This is a genomic window from Acinetobacter sp. NIPH 542, assembly GCF_000369825.1.
In the GTDB taxonomy this organism is placed as follows: domain Bacteria; phylum Pseudomonadota; class Gammaproteobacteria; order Pseudomonadales; family Moraxellaceae; genus Acinetobacter; species Acinetobacter oleivorans.
This window is the reverse complement of record NZ_KB850206.1, coordinates 894,111-915,575: the sequence shown is the minus strand read 5'-3', so window position 1 is coordinate 915,575 and position 21,465 is coordinate 894,111. Positions and strand designations below refer to the sequence as shown.

At 40.1% G+C, this 21,465-nt stretch carries 20 protein-coding genes; 6 read left to right on the top strand and 14 right to left on the bottom strand.

Annotated features, from left to right (window positions below; genetic code table 11):
• Positions 1–3 precede the first annotated feature (3 nt).
• On the bottom strand, positions 4–1,044 hold the full coding sequence (gene tauA, locus F886_RS09825) for a taurine ABC transporter substrate-binding protein (RefSeq protein ID WP_005304413.1): 1,041 nt from the start codon (positions 1,042–1,044) through the stop codon (positions 4–6).
• 441 nt (positions 1,045–1,485) lie between these two features.
• On the opposite strand from tauA, the gene F886_RS09820 reads away from it, so the two are divergent.
• Complete coding sequence (locus F886_RS09820) at positions 1,486–2,670, top strand: hypothetical protein (protein ID WP_005304411.1); 1,185 nt, start codon at positions 1,486–1,488, stop codon at positions 2,668–2,670.
• A gap of 61 nt (positions 2,671–2,731) precedes the next feature.
• Here F886_RS09820 and F886_RS09815 read toward each other — a convergent pair whose 3' ends face one another.
• From F886_RS09815 to F886_RS09800, 4 genes are all read right to left on the bottom strand, one after another.
• Positions 2,732–4,198, bottom strand: a complete 1,467-nt coding sequence (locus tag F886_RS09815) for an MFS transporter (RefSeq protein ID WP_005304407.1) — start codon at positions 4,196–4,198, stop codon at positions 2,732–2,734.
• A 194-nt stretch (positions 4,199–4,392) separates the two neighbouring features.
• Entirely contained in the window at positions 4,393–5,784 is a 1,392-nt protein-coding gene (locus F886_RS09810; RefSeq protein WP_005304403.1) for an LLM class flavin-dependent oxidoreductase, read from the bottom strand.
• A gap of 177 nt (positions 5,785–5,961) precedes the next feature.
• Positions 5,962–7,257 carry an acyl-CoA dehydrogenase family protein gene (locus tag F886_RS09805; protein WP_005304401.1) on the bottom strand — a complete coding sequence of 432 codons (1,296 nt, stop codon included), beginning with the start codon at positions 7,255–7,257 and terminating at the stop codon, positions 5,962–5,964.
• A gap of 134 nt (positions 7,258–7,391) precedes the next feature.
• Positions 7,392–8,210: a hypothetical protein gene (locus tag F886_RS09800; protein ID WP_005304398.1), complete on the bottom strand. Its 819-nt coding sequence runs from the start codon at positions 8,208–8,210 to the stop codon at positions 7,392–7,394.
• 643 nt (positions 8,211–8,853) lie between these two features.
• On the opposite strand from F886_RS09800, the gene F886_RS09795 reads away from it, so the two are divergent.
• The 5 genes from F886_RS09795 (at position 8,854) to F886_RS09780 (ending at position 13,993) form a co-directional block, all read left to right on the top strand.
• Positions 8,854–10,299 carry a cytochrome ubiquinol oxidase subunit I gene (locus F886_RS09795; protein WP_005304395.1) on the top strand — a complete coding sequence of 482 codons (1,446 nt, stop codon included), beginning with the start codon at positions 8,854–8,856 and terminating at the stop codon, positions 10,297–10,299.
• Complete coding sequence (gene cydB, locus F886_RS09790; RefSeq protein ID WP_004702253.1) at positions 10,292–11,299, top strand: cytochrome d ubiquinol oxidase subunit II; 1,008 nt, start codon at positions 10,292–10,294, stop codon at positions 11,297–11,299. Before F886_RS09795 ends, cydB begins: the two co-directional genes overlap by 8 nt.
• 14 nt (positions 11,300–11,313) lie before the next feature.
• Positions 11,314–11,448 (top strand): hypothetical protein, encoded by a 135-nt coding sequence (locus F886_RS19825; RefSeq protein ID WP_005304392.1) that lies wholly within the window; start codon positions 11,314–11,316, stop codon positions 11,446–11,448.
• A gap of 93 nt (positions 11,449–11,541) precedes the next feature.
• Positions 11,542–12,960 carry an aminotransferase-like domain-containing protein gene (locus tag F886_RS09785; RefSeq protein WP_005304388.1) on the top strand — a complete coding sequence of 473 codons (1,419 nt, stop codon included), beginning with the start codon at positions 11,542–11,544 and terminating at the stop codon, positions 12,958–12,960.
• Between the two features lie 100 nt (positions 12,961–13,060).
• A complete protein-coding gene (locus F886_RS09780; protein WP_005132240.1) occupies positions 13,061–13,993 on the top strand; it encodes a LysR family transcriptional regulator in 933 nt (310 codons plus the stop codon).
• A gap of 36 nt (positions 13,994–14,029) precedes the next feature.
• Here F886_RS09780 and madM read toward each other — a convergent pair whose 3' ends face one another.
• Genes madM through mdcA form a run of 9 tightly spaced genes read right to left on the bottom strand, consistent with a single transcriptional unit; the run spans position 14,030 to position 21,335 of the window.
• Entirely contained in the window at positions 14,030–14,794 is a 765-nt protein-coding gene (gene madM / locus F886_RS09775; RefSeq protein WP_005132241.1) for a malonate transporter subunit MadM, read from the bottom strand.
• Complete coding sequence (gene madL, locus F886_RS09770; protein WP_005304385.1) at positions 14,787–15,203, bottom strand: malonate transporter subunit MadL; 417 nt, start codon at positions 15,201–15,203, stop codon at positions 14,787–14,789. The genes madM and madL overlap by 8 nt, the downstream gene beginning before the upstream one ends.
• A 48-nt stretch (positions 15,204–15,251) precedes the next feature.
• Entirely contained in the window at positions 15,252–16,190 is a 939-nt protein-coding gene (gene mdcH / locus F886_RS09765; RefSeq protein WP_005304382.1) for a malonate decarboxylase subunit epsilon, read from the bottom strand.
• Positions 16,191–16,202: 12 nt separating this feature from the next.
• A complete protein-coding gene (locus F886_RS09760) occupies positions 16,203–16,811 on the bottom strand; it encodes a malonate decarboxylase holo-ACP synthase (protein ID WP_081402144.1) in 609 nt (202 codons plus the stop codon).
• Positions 16,802–17,629: a biotin-independent malonate decarboxylase subunit gamma gene (mdcE, locus tag F886_RS09755; RefSeq protein ID WP_005304377.1), complete on the bottom strand. Its 828-nt coding sequence runs from the start codon at positions 17,627–17,629 to the stop codon at positions 16,802–16,804. The genes F886_RS09760 and mdcE overlap by 10 nt, the downstream gene beginning before the upstream one ends.
• The gene (locus tag F886_RS09750) at positions 17,626–18,477 is read right to left on the bottom strand and encodes a biotin-independent malonate decarboxylase subunit beta (protein WP_005304374.1); all 852 of its coding nucleotides are present in this window, start codon (positions 18,475–18,477) and stop codon (positions 17,626–17,628) included. The genes mdcE and F886_RS09750 overlap by 4 nt, the downstream gene beginning before the upstream one ends.
• Positions 18,470–18,769 carry a malonate decarboxylase subunit delta gene (locus F886_RS09745; RefSeq protein WP_005304371.1) on the bottom strand — a complete coding sequence of 100 codons (300 nt, stop codon included), beginning with the start codon at positions 18,767–18,769 and terminating at the stop codon, positions 18,470–18,472. Before F886_RS09745 ends, F886_RS09750 begins: the two co-directional genes overlap by 8 nt.
• A gap of 2 nt (positions 18,770–18,771) precedes the next feature.
• Positions 18,772–19,656, bottom strand: coding sequence for a triphosphoribosyl-dephospho-CoA synthase (locus F886_RS09740; protein ID WP_005304368.1), 885 nt, complete (start codon positions 19,654–19,656; stop codon positions 18,772–18,774).
• Positions 19,656–21,335, bottom strand: a complete 1,680-nt coding sequence (gene mdcA, locus F886_RS09735) for a malonate decarboxylase subunit alpha (RefSeq protein ID WP_005304364.1) — start codon at positions 21,333–21,335, stop codon at positions 19,656–19,658. Before mdcA ends, F886_RS09740 begins: the two co-directional genes overlap by 1 nt.
• Between the last annotated feature and the right edge of the window lie 130 nt (positions 21,336–21,465).

Below are 21,465 nucleotides of genomic sequence, written 5' to 3'. Positions count from 1 at the left end.
TCCTTAAGGCTGCAAAAATGAAGAATTCACGTTGCCTTTATAATCGGCTTTTAGTTGATCGACCTTGCCCTGACCTTTTAAGAACTTCGCTGTATCAAAAATATTTTGCGCAAATTCACCATCTAACGTTTGTTTTTGCTGAGCGTGGTCAAGGTAAATATTTCCACTTAATAAAAGCGGGATATCTTTTGGATCAGAACCTGTTAGCTGCGCAATTTTTTGCACGTTATCGGCATCTTTAACGTAAGCGGCTGGATCTTGATTATATTTTTCAAGCTGCTCAAGCGTAGTTTTAACAAAAGCTTTTAAGAAATCAGGATTTTTCTCTGCAAAATCTTTACGCACAACCCATAGGTCATAAGTTGGAGCACCCCATTCACCGACTTGTTTTGAATCAGTTAAAACCGTACCAGATGCTTTGGCTTTACTTAAAGCAGGTTCCCACACATAGGCAGCATCAATATCACCACGTTCCCAAGCAGCTGAAATTTCAGGTGGACGCAAGTTAATAATTTTTACTTTGTCTTCTGGAATGTTCCAATGTTTAAGTGCAGACAAAAGGCTGTAATGCGTGGTTGAAACAAACGGTACAGCAATGGTTTTACCAATTAAATCTTGAGGAGTTTTAATGCCTGATTTATTACTTACCACTAATGCTTCAGATTCACCAAGTTTTGATGTAATTAAGAATACTTCAATTGGTAAATCACGGCTTGCCGCAGCAGCAAGTGGACTTGAGCCAATATTGCCAAGTACGACATCACCTGAAGCAAGTGCGTTTACAACGTCTGAACCCGCATCAAATTTTTTCCATTGAATGTTACGTTGGCTATGTTTTTCATATTCCCCATTGGCCTGCGCAACTTTGCTTGGGTCAACCCCTGTTTGGTAGGCAATTACGACAGGTTTGCTGTCGCGAACTGAAGCACTTGTATTATTGTCTTTTTTATTTTGCCATACGATAAATGCAACAATTGCTACAACCACAATTGCCGTGATAATCAACGGTTTGGTCTTTGTGCTCATAATTTCATGATCTTTCAATAATATAAGCTCATGGTATGCAGCTGGCTTTATAATGAAAAATAAAAAAATATGAGTTGCTTATCTAATTTTTATAAATAACTTTTCCTTATAAGTTTTTATCTTTTGGTAAAAAGCAAATATCAACCAAACTTACAGATTAGCCATAAAATTAAAATACTTATATATCAATAATTAAAAAGGATATTCAAAAAATACATGATGAGAAAAACCTGACATACCTACTCTAATTATTTTATCCTACTCATTTCGTCATTTTTATTTTTTGCTTATCGCATCCAGAGTTTTGCATCTAATTAATTTTCATTCTTTTATATAAAGTTCAGATTTTATTATCTTTTTATCTTAAAACTTCTGCAAATATTAAGATTTGGACAAATCTTTTTCTGGTTTATACATGACGCAAATTTAATTTTTATTTTTAAGAGGAGAAAAATTCTTTTGTTTAAACATTCTCAATTTTTGAAAACAACATTAATTACAGCATCTTTAATTACATTTAGCCTTTCAAGTCATGCGGCTCTCACCTTTGGTAATGCTGAAGAAGGTCAACTTAAAGTGAGTGGTACTGTTCGAGCTAAATATGTTTATGACTTTGACTCTGATCCCACTACTAGTAAATTTTCCTTTAATGACGCAGTATTATGGCTGGACTACAACTCCCCTAAATGGATTGGCCGTCTAGATTATCGGGTTTATGAATATTACGGGCGTTTAGGCGATGCCAATTGGCTTACCGATGCGTGGTTGGGTTATAAAATTAATGACAACAGTAAAATTATTGCTGGCTTAAACCCAGTTCCTTTTGGCTTGGGTCGCTTTTGGGGAAATACTTATTATTTAGGCATTGCCAATAGTGCAGGTTGGGAAGATGTACATAATCTTGGGGTGAAATATGATTTCAATGATGGAATCAATGAAGCACAACTCGCCTTTTATCCTACCGATGGTGGCACCTATAGAGGTAAAAGCAAAGACTCGAGTCGATTTAGTATCAACCCTGTCAATGCGGATGACTCAGTACCACAAGGCACCAATACTAAAGAAAAGAACTCCATTGTTGTTCGCGGTGCTCATACCTTTAAGAATGTCTTAGGCCAAGAAAATTTCTCTACCCAACTGGGCGCCTCTGCATGGTATTCCACCATTGAAAATAAACGTTCAGGGCAAGATGGCGATCGCCAAGTCTATTCAGTTTTTAGCAATACCAATTACAATCAATGGAATTTACAGCTTTTGGCTGGTTATCAAGACATTGATAATGCCGACGCTCAATATAAAGACCACCTGACTTTGGGCGGTTTCGATTATTCATTTAACTCTGCAACCAAAGGTCAGATTTATTCAGCCGAACTGAGCTATTTATTTCCTCAGCAGTTTGGCCCAATTACCTCTGTTCGCCCTTACCTAAACTATAGTTCTTATCGAAAAGAGCAAGATGGCTTTAAAGACTCCACTCGTTTTATTCCCGGCATTGCCTTTAACTATCAAAAATTGACAGTACAAGCCGAGTTGCTGGTGGGTAAACACGATCCATATCTAGGAGACAGTGAAGGACTTGCGGCTGGTGGAAGCAATGATAAATGGAATAAAAAAGCGTTTGTAATTTTTGCTTATTACTTCTAACTCCAAAAACAAAGGCCAACAGATGTTGGCCTTTGTTTTTATCTAGATATTTATTTTTACTCTAATCGATTACTGGTGAATTATTGAGAGGAAGTTCTGTTTTATCTTCATCAATCACATCGACGTCTTGGGCAGTAGGCTCAAACTTAATCAGTAGTCCAATCACAATTAAAGGAATAAACGCAAAGATAGAAATAATGAGGTAAACATCGGTTTTATATCCCGCCATCCAGATCGGTAAAACAAACAAAGCAATTGCTTGAGCAACACCCGTTACTGCACGGTTAAAGCCAACTCCAACGCCACGAATCGAAGCTGGATAAGCCATGGTTGGATAAACCATCATTTGTGCCCCAGGCCCAAAGCCTTCGGCAAAAAGCCATAAACCTAGCATGCCAATTGCGGTGTAGAGTAAAAAGCTATTACCGGGTTCACCAATGAATGCTAAGGCAATAAGGGCTATAAATTGGAGTAAAAAGCCTGTAAGCAACACATGACGAGATTTAAATCTACTCGCAACAAATACGCCTAACAGTCCGCCCGTAAATGCAAACAGTAAATTAAGTCCCAGTGTGGTGGTAATGGTCGTCAAAACATCTGTATGGAAGAAACGCGTTAAAATAGAAGGTAAAAAGAAGGCAATGGTGGTGTACTGAAATGCCACCGAAATATGAATCACAATGGCCACAATCGTTCTTGGTAAATAGGTTTTATTAAATAAAACTGCAAAACCCTCGCGCTTTTTCTTTTCAGCAGTTCTTTCTACTTTTTCAACTGTAGCGACTGCATTAATTGCATAGGACTCTTGTAGAACTTTAGCTGCACCTTTTAAATCGCCTTGGTTTGCAAGCCAAATGGGTGATTCAGTTAAATATTTACCGCGAATAAAAATGATGAGTAACGCTGGCACTGCTCCAAAAATTAAAGATGCTCGCCATAACCAATTACTATGCTCAGGGGGTAAAAGAAAATAAAGCGCCAGAACTAGACCAAAACAGACCGAAGAAGCGGCATACCACATTGGGCACCATGCCGCTAAACGCGCGGCCTTGTTGCTACTTCCATTAAACTTGGAAAACTCAGATAAGTATGACATTGCCACAGGCAGATCAATACCAACACTAATTCCCATAATAAATCGGGCTAAAATCAAAACCCATACATTCGGTGCAAAACCAGCGACAATTGCAGCAATAACGAAGAGCACCATGTCCGCCATGAAGACCCGATAACGGCCAATTTTATCTGTCAGCCAACCACCAATCAGGTTACCAACAATGGTTCCACAGACAATTGCTGAAGCCACCACACCAGTCATCACAGGGCTTAAAGAAAACTCTGAGATGACTTGCTCAATACCAAAGGACAGCGTTGTTAAATCATAGGCATCAATAAACACCCCTATTAGTGCCAACCAAATAACTTTATTCGATTTACCCTTCCCTGCAAATTTTGAAATTAATTGTGAAACATCATCGGGAGATTTAATTTCATAACGATGGTTATGATCGAGTTCTTGTGTGCTCACTTAATAATTCCTGAACTTTAATAACAGGAACAAAATAATGATTATTCACATAATACAAAAACAAATTAATCTGATGTTTTAATCTAAATTATAGAATTATTTTTTCATTATTAACTCAGCAGTAAAATCGATATAAAAAGACAAAATAAAAGCTGGTATTTAACCAGCTATTTATTTAAAGGTTTTCTAAAATATTAACTCGCCTCAGCAAGTCTTAATTCCTTTAGATTACGATATTTTGCACCGCGGTGATTTTCAGGCAAATATGGCCCAGCACCAAATAATTTTTCTCTTAATGTTCCTTGTGCATAAGAGGTTTGATATACCCCACGTTTTTGCAACTCTGGAACAATAAATTCGACCACATCGGCAAAGGTTTGATGAGCCAAAATATAGGCCAGGTTGAAACCATCGACATCGGTATCTTCAACCCATTGCTGTAGAGCATCTGAAACTGTTTCTGCCGAACCCACCAATACTGGCCCATTACCGCCTAAGCTGTTCCAGTTTGCAATTTCTTCAATGGTCCAAACACGTTCTGGGTCTGCATTCACATAAGAATCTAATAAAGATTGAATCGCATTGGTTTGAATATATTCAACTTTGTCGTTCGGTTGATATTGTGAAAAATCGACACCAGACCAGCCAGACAGCAAGGTTAAAGCGCCATCGTAGCTTCCATAGCTTTGATATTCTTTAAACTTAGCCTGAGCTTTTGCATCGGTTTCATCAGTGACAATCGACAAAAGTGCATAAATTTTAACAGAGTACGGGTCGCGGCCTTCTTGAGCCAATTTCTGGCGAATACCCTGTACCACTTTTTTAGTGGCGATTTTAGATGGCGCTGCTATGAATACACACTCGGCATTTTGACTAGCAAACTTCTGTCCACGTGAAGATGCACCTGCTTGGTAAAGTACTGGTGTTCGCTGCGGTGATGGCTCACAAATATGGATACCCGGTACAGTAAAGTATTTACCCTCGTGCTGAATTGGATGCACTTTTTTATGGTCAGCAAAGATACCGCTTTCACGGTCACGAAGTACCGAACCTTCTTCCCAAGAACCTTCCCAAAGTTTGTAAAGGACCTCTAAGTATTCATCAGCAATATCATAACGATTGTCATGATTAACCTGAGTTTTTAGGCCCAAGTTTTTCGAACCACTTTCCAAATAAGACGTCACGATATTCCAACCAACTCGCCCTTTGGTTAAATGGTCTAGTGTGCTAATACGTCTAGCAAAAGGATAAGGATGTTCAAAGGAAATAGAAGTTGTGACACCAAAGCCCAAATGCTTTGTGACTGCTGCCATCGCTGGCACGATCTGTAGTGGATCATTGACCGGAACTTGTACCGCACCTGTTAAGGCATGTTCAGCACTTTGATGATAAACGTCATAAATACCAAGCACATCTGCAATAAAAATACCGTCAAAAAAACCACGCTCAAGAATTTGTGCTAAATCTGTCCAATATTCTAAATCTTTATATTCAACAGATCGGTCTTGAGGATGTCGCCATAATCCAGGAGATTGGTGGGCAATACAATTCATTTCAAAAGCATTAAAACTAATTTTCTTAGTCATAAAATATTCGCCAGCATTTTATTTATTTTTATACTAAAGCAATTTTTATGTTTTCTTTATAATATAAACCCCAAACAAAATATGATTTTATTCTAATAGGTTTTTATAATTTATTTCTAAAAAACATAAATAATATTAAGCCACTAAAAATAGCAGCTTAATATCTAAAACTATAATTTATTGTTTAGCAACATTCCCTATTCGCCATTGATACGGAGGTAATGTGCCATTTACACTAAAATCACCGACAATTCGATTTTTAAATACTCTCGGGTTATGTGAAGATAAAGTTCGTACATTACGCCAGTATCGATCTAAGCCTAAATCTTTATCTGTTGCGGAAGCACCTAAAGCGTCAAATAAAATCGTAGAAGCATTTAAAATTAGATCAGTAATGACCGTTTGAGACTGTGCACTTTCAAGCTCGGCAAGTGCATTTTGCTCTTCTTCAAGCTGCTCATTATTTTGGAATGCAGCCAAATAAGCACGTTGCAAGCTTTGTGCAACTTTTTCAACAATCGCTCCTGCACTGTAAGCTGCACCACGGATTTGGCCTACGATTTGTAAAATTTGCGGATCCTGTTTTACAAATTGAGCATTTGCATGCGTGTAGTTTCGGGTACGTTTAGCAACAGCTTGAGAAACATCATAGGTTGCAGCACGTCCTAGACCTGTAATGATTGCCAGTTGGACCAGTTGATAGTAAGCCGCTGAATATTTAAAACGGTCATCGTCAGGTAAAATTTCAGTTTCATCGACCAATACATCATGGAAATATGCTGTACCGCTTGCGGTGAGTTGCTGACCAAAGCCATTCCAGTCATCAACAATTTCGACGCCTTCATCTTCACGGCGAACAACGACCGAGCCAGATTCACCCTTTAAATCTGTTACACCAACATCCACCCAGTCTGCATATAAACTTCCTGTGGTGTAATATTTTTTACCTTTAACGCGAATTTTTCCTTCACTGTCTCGATACAAATGTGTTTCAAACTGATCAATTGATTCTTTCCCGCCTTCAGACCAGGCACTGCCTACTGTTTCCCCATTTGCAATTCGGCTAAGCCAACGCTGTTGAAACGCTTTGTCTTTACTTACCAACACATCTTCAGTGAAACCAAAGTGCACACGCAAAGCTTGCGGTAAGTTTGAGTCTGCTTCTGCAAGTTCAATGAGCAATGCAAATAATTCAGGAATGGTTGCATCAAAGCCACCATGAGCTTTGGGAAGTCTTAAGCGCGTAAAACCAACATCTTTGAGCCACTGAAGTTGTTCATAGGGCAAAATATGCTGCTGCTCACGGATTAAAGCCCCTTCTTTAATACGGGCAAAAGTTGGTCTGAAATTTTTTGCCAATTCATCATAACGCTCAGTTGGCCCTTCACCCCACACGCGAGAAATGATTGAAGCCTGACTGAGTGCTGCATGCGTTAGTGAACCGAGATGATGCTCAAAATTTAAATTTGTCATGTAAGTAAAACCAATATTGCTTTGCTTTTACCATAAAATATTTATTTCACATGAAAACGATTATTTTTTTATAACTGTATTCATTCTTTATATAAGAACCCAAACACAAACATAAAAAGCTCATCTCCCAAGCCCTAAGATAACTCTTTTTGTCTAATGCTCTGCTGGCTTTGTAGAAGTGTTTGTATATATTCTGAATAGACAGATAATTTTTCGAAAATATGTTCTGAATAGAACATATCATCAATTAAATGTGTCATTTGACCAGCAGTAAAGGTGTCGCATAAACCAACCAACGCTGCGTTCATTTGAGCGAATTTCGCGCATAATTTGACATAAGTTTCATCTTTATTTTTGAATAATAATTTCCGCATTTCTAAGCCATTTAGGTTTTTTAAGTCATCATCTTTTGTGGTTTTAATCCAATAAATTTTGACCTTTAAAAATTGCTCCAGTGCTTTTAAATGCTCGACATCTACGTCTAAACTCGTAATTAAAAAAACTGTTGAGAGATCACTTCGGCACAGTGCCTTGATTAAGCTTAAATAAATAAACTCAACTTCATTAAGCTCTGCAAGTTCCAAATCTATATAAATTTTTAGACTTTCTAAAACGTCATCTACTTTAAAGAGTACTTTCTTTTCAGCTTGGTAATATTTATTAAGAATAGAAAGCACAGGCGCAGTTGCAGGCGTTGTATAAATAGCGGCCTTGTTTAAGTTAGCAAAAATAAATGGTGAAAATAGATAGGCAACATTACTTTGCTGTGCCTCAATATGAGATTGAATTAAATATACAGTTTCAGATTTAGAAAAGTCTCTGAGTACTTTCGCTCTTAATAGAGTAGCTTCAAAATTAACGTAGGTTTGCTCTAACTGAGCCAATATAGATAGAGGAATAGGCTGATTTTTAATAATTTTATGCAGGACATTGAGTTGAGAAGTAATAAACATTTTTTAACATCCAAGCTATTTTAGAAGAGCTACACTTAAATCAGGTCTTTAATAACCTACGTAACAACCAGACCTCACGCAAAACAACAAAGGAATAAAAGAGAAGAAACTATTCTGCGCTTATTACCCAAAGTCGCATTTACTCTGTTTTGGAAAGTGATTTTGGCCATTCGTAAATCTTGTTCATTTATTTTGGACTTTTGAAGAATGGATACATAGCTACAGATATTTGAAAAAAAACTATAGCACACCGCATGAGTGCTTCAGACTGTTATAGTTTTATAAAAAATTTCTGTATCTACATATACAAAAATAGTAAGTGCATGATTAAGGAAACTTCTTAAGGTAGGTAGTTTTCATGAGACGATCTATTGCATATCGCCAGATATTTCATCAATGTTTCAATGCAACATGCATTTTTACAAATGCAACATCAAGCATAAACTTTGTTAACAGACTGAGAACAATCAATCAGTCTATTCTCTTGAAATATCAAGCAATTATATTGCTTAACCCTGTTGGCATTTTACTTGCTAAGAACATTTATCACAGAAGCAAGTTTAATCGTCAGAATACTTTGTTGCCTGAAAATAAGTATTTAACTCATTTAACCATCATCAGCTAGTTCACAGGGGGAAAGTTTATGAGCCTCGGTCTAACCGCTCTAGAATTAGCGCGAATACAATTTGCTTTTACAGTATCCTTCCATATTATTTTTCCGGCCACTTCCATCGGTCTTGCCTGCTTTTTAGCAGTGTTAGAGTGGAAATGGTTAAGAACTCAAAACCCGATTTATAAAGATCTATTTAAATACTGGATTAAGATCTTTGCCGTTGCCTTTGGTATGGGTGTGGTCTCGGGCGTGGTCATGAGTTACCAGTTTGGTACTAACTGGAGTGAATTTTCACGCGTCGCCGGAAGTATTACTGGTCCTTTACTTACCTATGAAGTCTTGAGTGCCTTCTTCTTAGAAGCAGGTTTCTTAGGCATTATGTTATTTGGTTGGGGACGTGTCGGTCCTCGAGCCCATTTCTTCGCAACACTTATGGTGGCCATCGGAACATGTATTTCCATGTTCTGGATTCTATCTTCTAATAGTTGGATGCAGACACCTCAAGGCTTTGCCATCGAAAATGGCATTATTGTGCCAAAAGACTGGTTTGCAATTGTCTTTAACCCATCCTTCCCTTACCGCTTTGCCCACATGGGTGCAGCCGCCTTCTTAGTTTCATCATTATTGGTCGTCGGAACATCTGCATGGCATTTAGTAAAAGGCCGTCGTGATGAATTGGTGAAAAAATCGTTCTCGATGGGTCTCTGGATGGTGCTGGTGACTTCATGTTTACAAGTGGTAATTGGTGATAACCATGGTTTAAACACCCGTGAACATCAACCAGCTAAACTTGCAGCAATGGAAGGTCACTGGGAAACCAATCACAATGAACCTATGCCGTTATTGCTATTTGCAATTCCAGATATGAAAGAAGAACGTAATCACTTCGAAGTGGGTGTTCCTTATTTGGGTAGCTTAATTTTAACGCATAGCTTAGATGGCCAAGTGACAGGCTTAAAAGATTTCGCACCTGAAGATCGTCCAAATTCAACGATTGTTTTCTGGAGCTTCCGTGTGATGGTGGGTCTTGGTGTACTCATGGTCACTTTGTCACTCATTGCACTTTGGTTACGTAAGCGTGGAAAACTCTATGAAACTTCTTGGTTCCATAAATTTGCTTTAGTGATGGGACCATCTGGTTATGTCGCTATGCTTGCAGGTTGGGTAACCACTGAGGTTGGCCGTCAGCCATGGGTGGTGTACGGCATTATGCGAACTAAAGATGGACTTTCACATACGGTTTCTGCAGAACAAGTCGGACTGAGCCTGTTTATTTTTGTGGTGGTTTATACCATCGTTTTTGGTAGCGGTATTTACTACACCTTAAAACTAATTAATAAAGGTCCATCATTCATTGATTCACCAAATGTTGAAACTGGTGGTGTCGGACACTTTAAAACACCAATGCGTCCACTTAGTGCAGTCGATGAAAATATTGACAGCAAACAAAACTCTGGGGAGAACCGTCATGATTGATCTTTCTTTAATATGGGTCGGTATTATCGGTTTAGGTGTCATGATTTATGTGGTCATGGATGGCTTCGACTTAGGAATCGGGATTATGTTCCCCTTCATTAAGAACAGCCAAGAACGTGACGTGATGATGAATACCGTGGCCCCTGTCTGGGATGGTAATGAAACGTGGATGGTGCTCGGTGGCGCTGGTCTATATGCTGCATTCCCACTGGTCTATTCAACAGTTTTATCAGCGCTATATTTACCGATCATTTTCATGGTGATTGCCCTGATTTTCCGTGGCGTGGCGTTTGAATTCCGCTTTAAAGCTCATCGCACCAAACACCTTTGGGACTTGGCTTTTATTTGGGGTTCAATTTTAACCAGCTTCCTGCAAGGGATTATTTTAGGTGCCTATATCCAAGGGATTAAAACCGAAAATGGTATTTATGCTGGTGGTCCATTTGACTGGTTATCTCCATTTACGATCTTTACAGGTATTGGCGTAGTTGCGATGTATGCAACTTTGGGTTGTGGCTGGCTGATTTTAAAAACTGAAAAAGGCTTACAGCAACGTATGTATGAGCTTATGCCAAAGCTGATTATTGCATTGCTCATTATTTTTGGTGGCGTAAGTTTATATACACCTCTGACTCATCCTGAAATTGCAGATCGCTGGTTCTCTTTACCAAATCTGTTCTATTTTAGCCCTGTACCTATTTTGGTCTTATTGTTTGTTGGTCTGATTTTATCAGCGTGTAAAAAACAGGATCATGACCTCAAACCATTTGCATATACATTGGCCCTTGTTTTCCTTGCATTTACTGGATTCGTGATTAGTTTATGGCCTTATATTATTCCGCCATCAGTCACAATTTGGCAGGCCGCAGCACCACATTCAAGCCAAATGTTTGCTTTGGTCGGTGCACTTATTTTGATTCCAATCATTATTGCTTACACCATTGTGTCTTACTGGGTATTTAGAGACAAAGTCCGTGTAGGTGATGAAGGCTATCATTAAGTATGGAGGGTTTTATGAAAAAGTTATCAGTTAAACTCAATCAAACCCAATGGTTTATTCTGCTATGGCTCGGTGGTTTCTTAGCCTTAGCTGTGATTGCAGGATTGTTTAAAGTTATCTTGATTTATGCAGCCCCTTACTTAAAGTAATTCCAATTTTCTAAACAAATGCCGTTTGTAGATTCTGCAAACGGCATTTATTATTGATTCAGTGCATCTTTTTTTATTTCGTGCAGCTCATACATGTATAAATCAGAACAACTCGCTCATAGCATTCGCCAACTCATTGAAAGTGGCACTTTAAGTGCGCATGAAAAATTACCTTCATTAAGAGATCAGGTACAACGCTCTGGCTTTAGTTTAATGACCGTAATGAATGCTTATCAGGAGCTTGAATCACAAGGTCTGATCTATTCAAAAGAAAAATCTGGGTACTTTGTTGCCGAGCAAATTGCACTAAAGCCACTCGAACAATATTCAGTTGTTTCACTGAACTCTAAAATTGAAATTAATTCCTTAGTTTTTAAATATCTTAAGTCAATTCAACATGAATCTGTCGTACCTTTTGGTTCAGCTTTTCCCGATAGTCAGCTTTTAACAGCTCCCAAACTCATTCAAATTATGGGGCAACTTGCGCGGCAAAGACAAAGTTATGACCAGACCACAAGCCTACCTCCAGGCAATTTAGCCTTAAGAAAACTGATTGCTCAGCGCTACTGTATGCAAGGCATACAGACTGATCCAGATGACATTGTCATTACATCTGGAGGTTTGGACGCATTAAACCTTTCGCTGCAAGCTGTTGCTCAACCTGGCGATTATATTTTATTACAGCAAACCGTGTTTTATGGCGCTTGGCAAGCTGCAGAGCGTTTAGGACTTAAAGTGATTACCATTCCTGAACATCCTCAACATGGTTTTGACCTAGAAGCTTTTGAACAAGTCATTCAAACATATCCTATCAAGGTGTGTTGGCTCATGCTGAATGCCCATAACCCGATTGGTTTTACAGTGAGTGATGACATTAAATATAAAATTGCCAAGTTGCTTCATGAACACCAAATTTATTTGATTGAAGATGATGTCTATGAAGAGCTTTTCTATGGTGGCCAAAAACCACTTTCAATGAAGTATTTTGACCAACAAAATCTGGTGCTTCACTGCTCATCTTTTTCTAAAACATTAGGTGCAGGTTTTCGGGTTGGTTGGGTTTATGCGGGTAAATTTTCAGACCATATTCAACACTTGCAACTCATGAGTACCATTTCAGTAAATGCACTCATTCAAAATGCATTGGTTGAGTTTTTATCTCATCATCATTATGAAAAGCACTTGCGTACACTTAGACTTTCACTTGAGCGTTATAAAAAGCAGTTTTATCACTACTTAAAGCAGCATTTACCTAGCTCTTGCGAAGTGTATTACTACCCAAGTGGCTATTTTCTATGGGTCAAACTTCCTAGTACGCTAGATAGTATGCAAGTTTATGAAGAATTGATTCAGCAAGATATTGGCGTTGCACCAAGCCCTCTGTTTAGTGTTTTACCCGCACAACAACATTATTTGAGAATTAACTGTTCTTTTGAATGGAACACTAAAATTCAAAGCGCATTAGATCAGGTTATCAAAACCATTCAACAAAGAGTTGAAGCAAGTCTCTAAAGAAATGCTTCGACCTAAGCACAATTTTATAGACTTTATTTTGTGGTAACTTTATAGCTCAAATCTATAGTTTTTAGGGAAGCAGGTTCAAAGGATTAATATGGAAATTGATGAAGAACTCACCCTTAAAAAAATACAGATTTTTTTAGCTTTCATGCGCTGCGGAAATTTGTCTAAAACAGCCACAGAAATGCAGTTGAGCAATGTCAGTGTTCATAAAGCCTTACATTCTTTAGAAAGTGCTTTACGTTGCCCTCTTTTTAAAAATGAAGGCCGTAACCTCATTCCTTTAAAAAGTGCTTATGTCTTTGAAGAACGGGCACAGAAAATCGTACAAGACATTTTTATTACCGTAAATAAAACTAGAGAAGCCGCTGGCTTTGCAGCTAAGGTTTTACATTTAGGATCTCTTTATTCTTTGACGGTAAATACGATTCCAAATGTGATTAGCGGTCTTAAGCTCAGACGTAGTGAGCTTGATATTCAACTGTTGCTGAGTTCAAATCAGGACTTGGTGAAAAAGCTTAAAGCAACTGAGCTTGATGCCATTATCGTGGCTTTAAATGAAACCACTCAAGATGATGACTTTGAAATTTTGCCGATGTTTTCAGACGATATCTTTCTGGCAGTTAATAAAGATTCAAAATATGCCGATTTTAAAGATATTGATTTAAGCCTTTTAAAAGAAGAAACTTTTTTAACTTTAACTAAGGGTTTTGCAACTCATAACGACAGCGACATTATTTTTAAAAAAGCAGGTTTTTCACCAAAAGTTGCTTTACAGGTCAATGATATCTTTACCTTAATTAGTATGGTCAGCTCAGGTGTCGGTTTTGCTCTATTACCCGGCCGTATTTCTGCAGTTTATGAAAGTTCAGTAAAACTTATTCCACTAAAACAGCAATATCACATGCAACAAGAAATCGGTCTCGTCTTTTTAAAAAGTAAAGAGCGCGATCCAAACTTACTTGCTCTGATTGCTGAATGTCGAATGTTTGCCTCTAATTTCAAAAATAAAAAAGACCGTTGTTAATAGCAACGGCCTTTTTGACTGAGTATTAAATATTTATTAACCGACTAAAGCTTTAACCGCGAAGAACAAAACAGTCGGCCCCATTAAGCAGCCAAGCCCTGTATGAAACGTTGCAGTAAGCGCACCGTAAGGCACTAAACGACGGTCTGTAGCTGCTAAACCAGCCGACACACCACTTACAGTTCCAGCTAAGCCACCAAAAATCATGGCAGAGCGTGGATTGTCTAATCCCATAAATTTTGCGGTAAGCGGTGTTGAAACCATTACACAAATTGCTTTCACCAGCCCTGTTGCAATTGAAAGCGCCATGACCTCAGAACTCGCACCAATGGCAGCGCCTGTCACGGGTCCCACAATGTAAGTCACTGCACCCGCACCAATTGTGGTAATACTTACCGCATCACGATAGCCAAAAATCCACGCAAACATACAACCAACAATAAATGGCAAAATGGTTCCGAGAAATAAAGAAAAGGCACCAATAAATCCGGCTTTTTTCGCTTCAGTCGCTTGTACCTCAAATGCAGTTGCGACAATGGTAAAGTCACGAAGCATTGCACCGCCCATGAGTCCGACACCGGTAAAGAGTGCAAGATCGGTAATCCCTTTTTCACCGCCTGTCATTTTTCCGCCAAACCATGCCAAGATTAAACCAATCACAATGGCAATTGCTGAAGCATGCACTCGTCCCTTGGTTAAATATTTAGATAGCTTGGTCGACAACCACATAATTAAAGCAATTAAGGCAAAAGCTGTAATTAAACCTAAATGGGTTAAGTCCTTTAATAATAATTCAACCATGAACTTTGCCTCCAATGCGGTTTAATGTGGTGTCTTCTTCCTTCGGTAAAGGGCTTGCCTTGTTATAGCGGCTTAAGCCCGCAATAGTAAGTGTACAAACAATAACTGAAACTACCGCCGCAAACAGTGCCATATGTCCACTAGATAATGCTGTAACCACATTTTGTTGTGCTGCCATGGCAACAACAACAGGAATATACATAGTGCCCCAGAATGAAACGCCTTTTTCGGTTTCAACTGTCATAACACCACGTTTTTCCATCCATAACCGTATGCAAATGAGTAAAATCATGGCGATACCCACGCCACCAACGTTGGACTTTACACCCAATAAAACGCCCAACAAATCGCCGATAACAACACCCACCAAGGTGCAAAGTGCGAGTAAACCAACTCCATATATAATCATGACAATCCCTCATATCCTTGGATCATTTATGCTTTTGTAAAATCTGACTCAAAAAGAAAAACTATTTGCCTGTTCTTTTTGCATTGCCATCTGAATAGTGTCTATGCGTGTCCCTTGAAATGACAACACGGTTCCTTCTTTAAATGTTCGGCGTGCAAGTGTAGTAAGCACCGTTCCCGGCAAAGCTTCGATCTGTAACCTCACACCTCGCTCCCATGCAGCTTGGATGGTACTTTCCCAATCTACAGTTCGACTCATATTAAAAGCCAAGTCATCACTAATCTGTTCTGGCCTGCTAAGCGTACGAGCCGTTGTACCACTTAAATAACGTATTTTAGGCTGCTTTAAAGTCACTCCCTCCATAGACGCTGCAAGTTGCTTTGCTTGCTGACTTAATAACTCACAGTGCGATGGCACCGATACATCTAATTTTTTTGTCACCACGCCTTGTTGCTTTGCCAAAACAGCAACTTGGTTCATGGCTTCAAAACTTCCTGAAATAACGATCTGGTTATGTGCATTAATATTTGCGACAAACACCTCTGGCGTTATTTCATAAATCTGTTTGACCCATGTTTCAACAGCTGCACGGTCTGTACCAATCAGGGCAGTCATACCATAACCAGTTGGATAGGCGTTTTGCATGAGTTCACCTCGATAGGCAACCAAGCGAACGGCATCCTCAAAGGCTAAAACCCCTGCTACAACCGCAGCCGACCATGCACCAATCGATAGACCCGCAACATAATCAGGCGTTAAGTTTTCCGCAGTTAATAGTGCAGAACTCACCACACCTGAAATAAGTAAACAAAGCTGTACTGCACGTGTCGATTGCAATGCAGCCGAACTATCCAACATCAAGACATCTTCTTTGAGCGCATTCGATGCACGCTCAAGGTGTTCTTTAACCAGAGCGGTTTGAGGTAAGTCGTGCAACATATTGCTTCGTTGCACACCTTGTCCCGGATATACCCAAATTGAAGCCATGATATCTATTCCCTAATTCCATGGGTTTTCTACTAAAACAGCACCGTCAGGACGTTTCAATAGAACTTTTCCACTGTTCCCAACCAATTCTTTTAACGCCAACCCACCTTGTGAAAGTTGTAGCTGTATATCCACATTCAGCCCTGCTTGCTGAAAATTTTCGAGTAGCTCAACTGCCTCCTTTTTGGCAAAAGGTTGTTCAGCTCGAATCAACAAATCAATGTCACTTTGCTCAGTTACTGTTTCAATGCCCGTTGCTAACTCAAACCCGAAACTTCCTGTATATCCCCAACATCCTGAAAAGTTTTTCATAATGCTGGAAATGGTTTGTAAACGTTCTGCCAAGTGCTCAAACTGTTGCGTATCTACGCGAGTCAGTGCTTCTGGCTTAAGCTGTTTGCTGATTGCTGATCGTGGCATTTGAGCTGCATATCGTTGATGACGAAATTGCCCTCTTACCCCCACAGCCACCTGATCTACAGGAGTAATTGCCCGTCGAACTACAACTGGATCACCTCGTAGTAGTACCTCTTTTACCCAATGCGGAGCATCATCGGCCAAGCAATCGACCGTCATACCCCACAGTAAATCATGGGCTTCGAGCTTAAGTTTCATGACCATTGCTCGCGCAATAATTCACGGACCTTTTTAGACATTTGACGGTTTTTGCCGTGAAGCCTTTGTTCCAATCCTCTCAATTGATCAGCATTAATTTCTTTAAATGCTTGAGCGATCACCTGTTTCGCTAACAAAAGATCATCGGTTGTCGGTTGTTCAGGGTTTTCAACAGATAACAGTTCACATAACAAACCTAGAGTTGCATAACTTTCAATGTCATAAGCCATTGGAGGAATGCTTGATGCCAATTGCTCTAACTCATCAACCGATCGCAAGGTAACGCGTGCAGCAGATTCCTTACCCATCGCATGCACCATAACACCTGAATCTTTTAAGGCAATAATACGATTGGCTTGGTATCCATGCGCCAAGAAAGCTCCCGACATCGACTTACCTACCAATAAACTCACAATAGGATGGCCTGCCAATCTGGCTCTAGCATAGCTATCTACTGCACCTGCTAAAGCTTGATGAATACCTAATAATTCTTCACGGCGCCCATAGGCCTGACTCGGGACATCAACCAGACATAAAATACCCCGTTTAGTTTCAGTCTGAGCATCGGCTTGAATCACGTCATCAACTGCTTTTGCTAAATTCCAGCCTTCCAGCAGTCCAACTTCACCTTGTCTCGCGCGTGGGAACAGATTATTGCTGTCTTGGACAACTGTAATCACACGTACTGCTTGCTGATCGATCAGACCATCAGCCACCCAAACAGAAGCTGGAAAACCTTCAACTGTCTTAAAGTCCTGTGTAAATGCTTTAAACCAATGTGCACCACGAGTAGATGCTTTTAATGTATCAACGGCGATATTCATGCTTGCTCTCCTTGATACAAAGCTTGAACCTGTGCTGGGGTAATCTGCTCAGCAGTATCGACTTGTTGTAACTTCGCTAAATAGAATGAGTAGTTTGAACTACGATGCTGCTGAGGCACACCTTGAGTTAAATAATCGATGACTTGCTCACGAATTTTCTGGCGATCATCGTCAACATAAGCATCTGCCAAACCACTAGCGAAACGCTGATTACCACCCGTAATACTCCATATAAATGGACGATCTTTGGCGTTGTATTCTTGTACCCCAGCTTCCTGTTCAATTACTTGCGGGCCATTTAAGCCTAAACGTCCTTCTTGTGTCATTACAATATAGCTACATAGACCAGCCGCAATTGACATGCCACCAAAGCACCCTACACTGCCTGCGACCACAGCAATCACGGGTTGATACTGCCGTAAGTTCACAATTGCAGCCTGAATTTCAGCAATGGCTGCCAAACCCAGATTTGCTTCTTGTAAGCGAACACCGCCCGTTTCTAGTAGTAAAATTGCCGCTGTTGGAATCCCTTTCATATTGTCTTCAACTGCAAGTTCTAAGGCACCTGCAATTTTGGCACCACCCACCTCGCCTAAACTTCCACCTTGAAATAAACCTTCAATTGAAATTAAAACCACTGGGCATTTTTGAATAGATCCTTTTGCAATCACCACACCATCATCGGCTTGTGGCACGATATTTTGCTTAACGAGCCAAGGCGACATAACACGTGCAAATGGGTCGAGCAACTCTCGAAAAGTCCCTTCATCTAATAGCGCTTTGGCACGCTCTCTTGCGCTGAGTTCAATAAAATCTTTTTTATTTAACAAACTCTGAATATCAGTCATGAGTTATCTCCTCCAATGCTTGTTCCAGACGTAAGCGAACGACACCGGGAGTTGCACCAAAGTCATGAATATCAATATTGACCGCTGGCGGTATTTGCGCAGTAAAAATCCGTTCAAAAAGATTGTGCCAACGTGCTGCACTGCCATCTACCGAAGTCACTACCTGAATAGAGGTTTTTCCTTTTTCACCGGGTTCCATCAAAATTTCTAAATCACCCGAGCCGACACATCCTACCAACGCTTTTTTTACAGGTGGCTCTGTGGCCACAAATTCAAAATGAAGTGTTTCCATAATCAAAATCCCTTTTTATTTTTCACAGATGACTGCTCAACACGATCTATAAACAATGTTGCTGCCAACAAATCTGCTGCACCACCAGCAGAAGCCTTCATCCGAAGCAGGTCAATCTCTAAAAGATGCAAAGCACGTCGACCTTCCAAGCTTGAGCTGCCGCCCAAATCAAGTACTTGCTGAGCACCTTGTTGCATATGCTTTAAGCCCGATGTTCCCGAGCGATAAAGCACACAGGTATCGGTCAAATCAGTCATCATGGCAAGTAAGGCATCTAAACGAGCGAACTCTTCTTTCATTGGTTTACTACGAGTTTGGTAAAGCTGTTTTAAGCCAAAATTCACAATAGTTGGAAAACCTTGTTGAGCCTGTTCTTTAGCACCTAAGATGCCTAATTTCTTTTGTACTTGTTGACCATGACTTAAAGCCTGCTTTGGAATAAAACAATCTTCAAGCTGAGCAATCTGGCCTGCTAACTGGCATAGTTCAACAGCTGATAAATATTTTTGATTGGTGCGCGCCAATGCTGCTGCCGTAACCATTAAACCCAAGGCCCAAATTGCACCGCGGTGTGTGTTAACACCATCTGTTGCCAACATCATGGTCTTTTCACCTTGGCGACCAATTTCGCCAATGTCTTCACGTAAAGCTAAACAGACTTTTCCGTGATGCTTTGCAGCTTGCGCCATCGCATCAAACATGGGTCCTAAACTTTTTGCAGAGCGCTCCATTAACTCCAAAGTCAGGTCATCATGTGCACCACTGCCACGGCGATCTACCAATGCTGGTTTAGGTGTTAGATTAACTTCATCAATTAAAGCCTCGACCGCCATATCTGCTAAAAGCTGACTATCGCTAAGTGTTTGATATTGAACTTGTGTCATCATTACCAACTCCTGAATTTTGCAGGTGGTTGATATAAACCATCAGACCATGTCACCAAGTCAGCAATATTTTTTGCAGCTAAAAGCTCACGTGTTGCATCGGTGCGGCGAATACCTAAATCTTCAGGGAATACCACCAAGCCTTCGCTTCTTAAACGTGCTGTTGTTTTAGGGTCCTGAGTTAAACCAATACTGGTCACGCCTGCCACCGCAGCGATCATGGCTTGGCGCTCTTCTTGGCTGCTTGCTTTATATAGATAAGCAATGCCTTCTTCAGTCAGTAGATGGGTGACATCATCACCATAAATCATGATTGGTGCTAAAGGTAGGCCTGCTGTTTTAGCAACATCAATGGCATCGAGACGATCCACAAAAGTTGGCTTGCCACCCTCTTGGAAGGTTTCCACCATTTGTACAACGAGTTTTTTACCACGTGCCAAATAGGTTTCAGTTTCATTGGCACCTTGCAAACGCATATCTAACCATGCTGGCGTATCGTGACGACGGCCACGCGGATCATGCCCCATGTTTGGTGCACCACCGAAACCAGCTAAACGACCTTTGGTAACAGTCGAAGAATGGCCCATGCCATCAACTTGCAAAGTTGCACCGATAAATAGGTCAACGGCGTATTGACCTGCAAGCTGACACATCATACGGTTAGAACGTAAAGCACCATCACGACCTGTAAAGAACACATCAGGACGAGCTGCAACATATTTTTCCATACCGAGTTCGGTACCAAAACAATGCACGCTTTCAACCCAACCTGTTTCAATCGCTGGAATTAAGGTTGGATGCGGATTCAGTGTCCAGTTTTGGCAAATTTTTCCTTTTAAACCTAAAGATTCACCATAGGTCGGTAAAATCAGTTCAATTGCCGCAGTGTTAAAACCAATGCCATGGTTTAACGATTGCACATTATGCTTCTCATAAATTCCGCGAATTGCCATCATTGCCATGAGTACATGCACAGGCTTGATATGTTTCGGGTCACGGGTAAACAAGGGTTCGATATAAAATGGCTGGTCTGCAACCACTACATAATCCACCCAAGAGGCAGGAATATCGACACGTGGTAACTCTGAGACGTCATCCACCAGTTCATTCACCTGAACAATCACAATACCGTCACTAAAAGCCGCAGGTTCAATAAGTGCTGGAGAATCTTCGGTACTTGGACCTGTATAGATATTGCCTTGACGGTCTGCCATAAAGCCCGCCGAGAGCACCACATTTGGAATAAGGTCAACCACCAAACGTGAATACAATTCGATATAAGTGTGTATGGCACCAATCTCTAGCAGTCCATCTTCAATTAACTGGCTAATGCGTAAACTTTGTGGGCCAGCAAAAGAAAAATCGAGCTTACGCGCAATGCCTTTTTCAAACAGATCAAGATGTTCCGAACGCCCAACACTTGGCATGATCATATGTAAATCATGCAAAACATCTGGATTGGTTTGTGCTAAAGAACGCGAAAGGAAATCTGCCTGCTTTTGGTTATTCCCTTCGAGTACAACTCTGTCACCCGGTGTAATTAAGGTTTCTAAAACTTTAATAATGTCTTGAGTTGGAATCACCACACCGTCGGTATATTGGTTTGCCATCTCTAGTTTTAATTGTTTGGCATGACGCCGCTTTGTCCATAACCGTTCTTTATTCTGAACTGATCCTTCCATGTGCTTACCTATATAGATCGCAGTTTTGTTCTGTATCTATAAAAACGCTTTATGGAGTTTCGATCAATCAACCTACATGAGCAGTTATTAACTTCAGGTTAATGATTTATTTTAAGGTGGCTGAAAAAGA

Excerpts from the sequence above, each read along its gene's own strand:
- F886_RS09810 (WP_005304403.1), bottom strand. The coding sequence starts at position 5,784 with ATGACTAAGAAAATTAGTTTTAATGCTTTTGAAATGAATTGTATTGCC.
- F886_RS09805 (WP_005304401.1), bottom strand. The coding sequence starts at position 7,257 with ATGACAAATTTAAATTTTGAGCATCATCTCGGTTCACTAACGCATGCA.
- F886_RS09800 (WP_005304398.1), bottom strand. The coding sequence starts at position 8,210 with ATGTTTATTACTTCTCAACTCAATGTCCTGCATAAAATTATTAAAAAT.
- F886_RS09795 (WP_005304395.1), top strand. The coding sequence starts at position 8,854 with ATGAGCCTCGGTCTAACCGCTCTAGAATTAGCGCGAATACAATTTGCT.
- cydB (WP_004702253.1), top strand. The coding sequence starts at position 10,292 with ATGATTGATCTTTCTTTAATATGGGTCGGTATTATCGGTTTAGGTGTC.
- F886_RS19825 (WP_005304392.1), top strand. The coding sequence starts at position 11,314 with ATGAAAAAGTTATCAGTTAAACTCAATCAAACCCAATGGTTTATTCTG.
- F886_RS09785 (WP_005304388.1), top strand. The coding sequence starts at position 11,542 with ATGTATAAATCAGAACAACTCGCTCATAGCATTCGCCAACTCATTGAA.
- F886_RS09780 (WP_005132240.1), top strand. The coding sequence starts at position 13,061 with ATGGAAATTGATGAAGAACTCACCCTTAAAAAAATACAGATTTTTTTA.
- madM (WP_005132241.1), bottom strand. The coding sequence starts at position 14,794 with ATGGTTGAATTATTATTAAAGGACTTAACCCATTTAGGTTTAATTACA.
- madL (WP_005304385.1), bottom strand. The coding sequence starts at position 15,203 with ATGATTATATATGGAGTTGGTTTACTCGCACTTTGCACCTTGGTGGGT.
- mdcH (WP_005304382.1), bottom strand. The coding sequence starts at position 16,190 with ATGGCTTCAATTTGGGTATATCCGGGACAAGGTGTGCAACGAAGCAAT.
- F886_RS09760 (WP_081402144.1), bottom strand. The coding sequence starts at position 16,811 with ATGGTCATGAAACTTAAGCTCGAAGCCCATGATTTACTGTGGGGTATG.
- mdcE (WP_005304377.1), bottom strand. The coding sequence starts at position 17,629 with ATGAATATCGCCGTTGATACATTAAAAGCATCTACTCGTGGTGCACAT.
- F886_RS09750 (WP_005304374.1), bottom strand. The coding sequence starts at position 18,477 with ATGACTGATATTCAGAGTTTGTTAAATAAAAAAGATTTTATTGAACTC.
- F886_RS09745 (WP_005304371.1), bottom strand. The coding sequence starts at position 18,769 with ATGGAAACACTTCATTTTGAATTTGTGGCCACAGAGCCACCTGTAAAA.
- F886_RS09740 (WP_005304368.1), bottom strand. The coding sequence starts at position 19,656 with ATGATGACACAAGTTCAATATCAAACACTTAGCGATAGTCAGCTTTTA.
- mdcA (WP_005304364.1), bottom strand. The coding sequence starts at position 21,335 with ATGGAAGGATCAGTTCAGAATAAAGAACGGTTATGGACAAAGCGGCGT.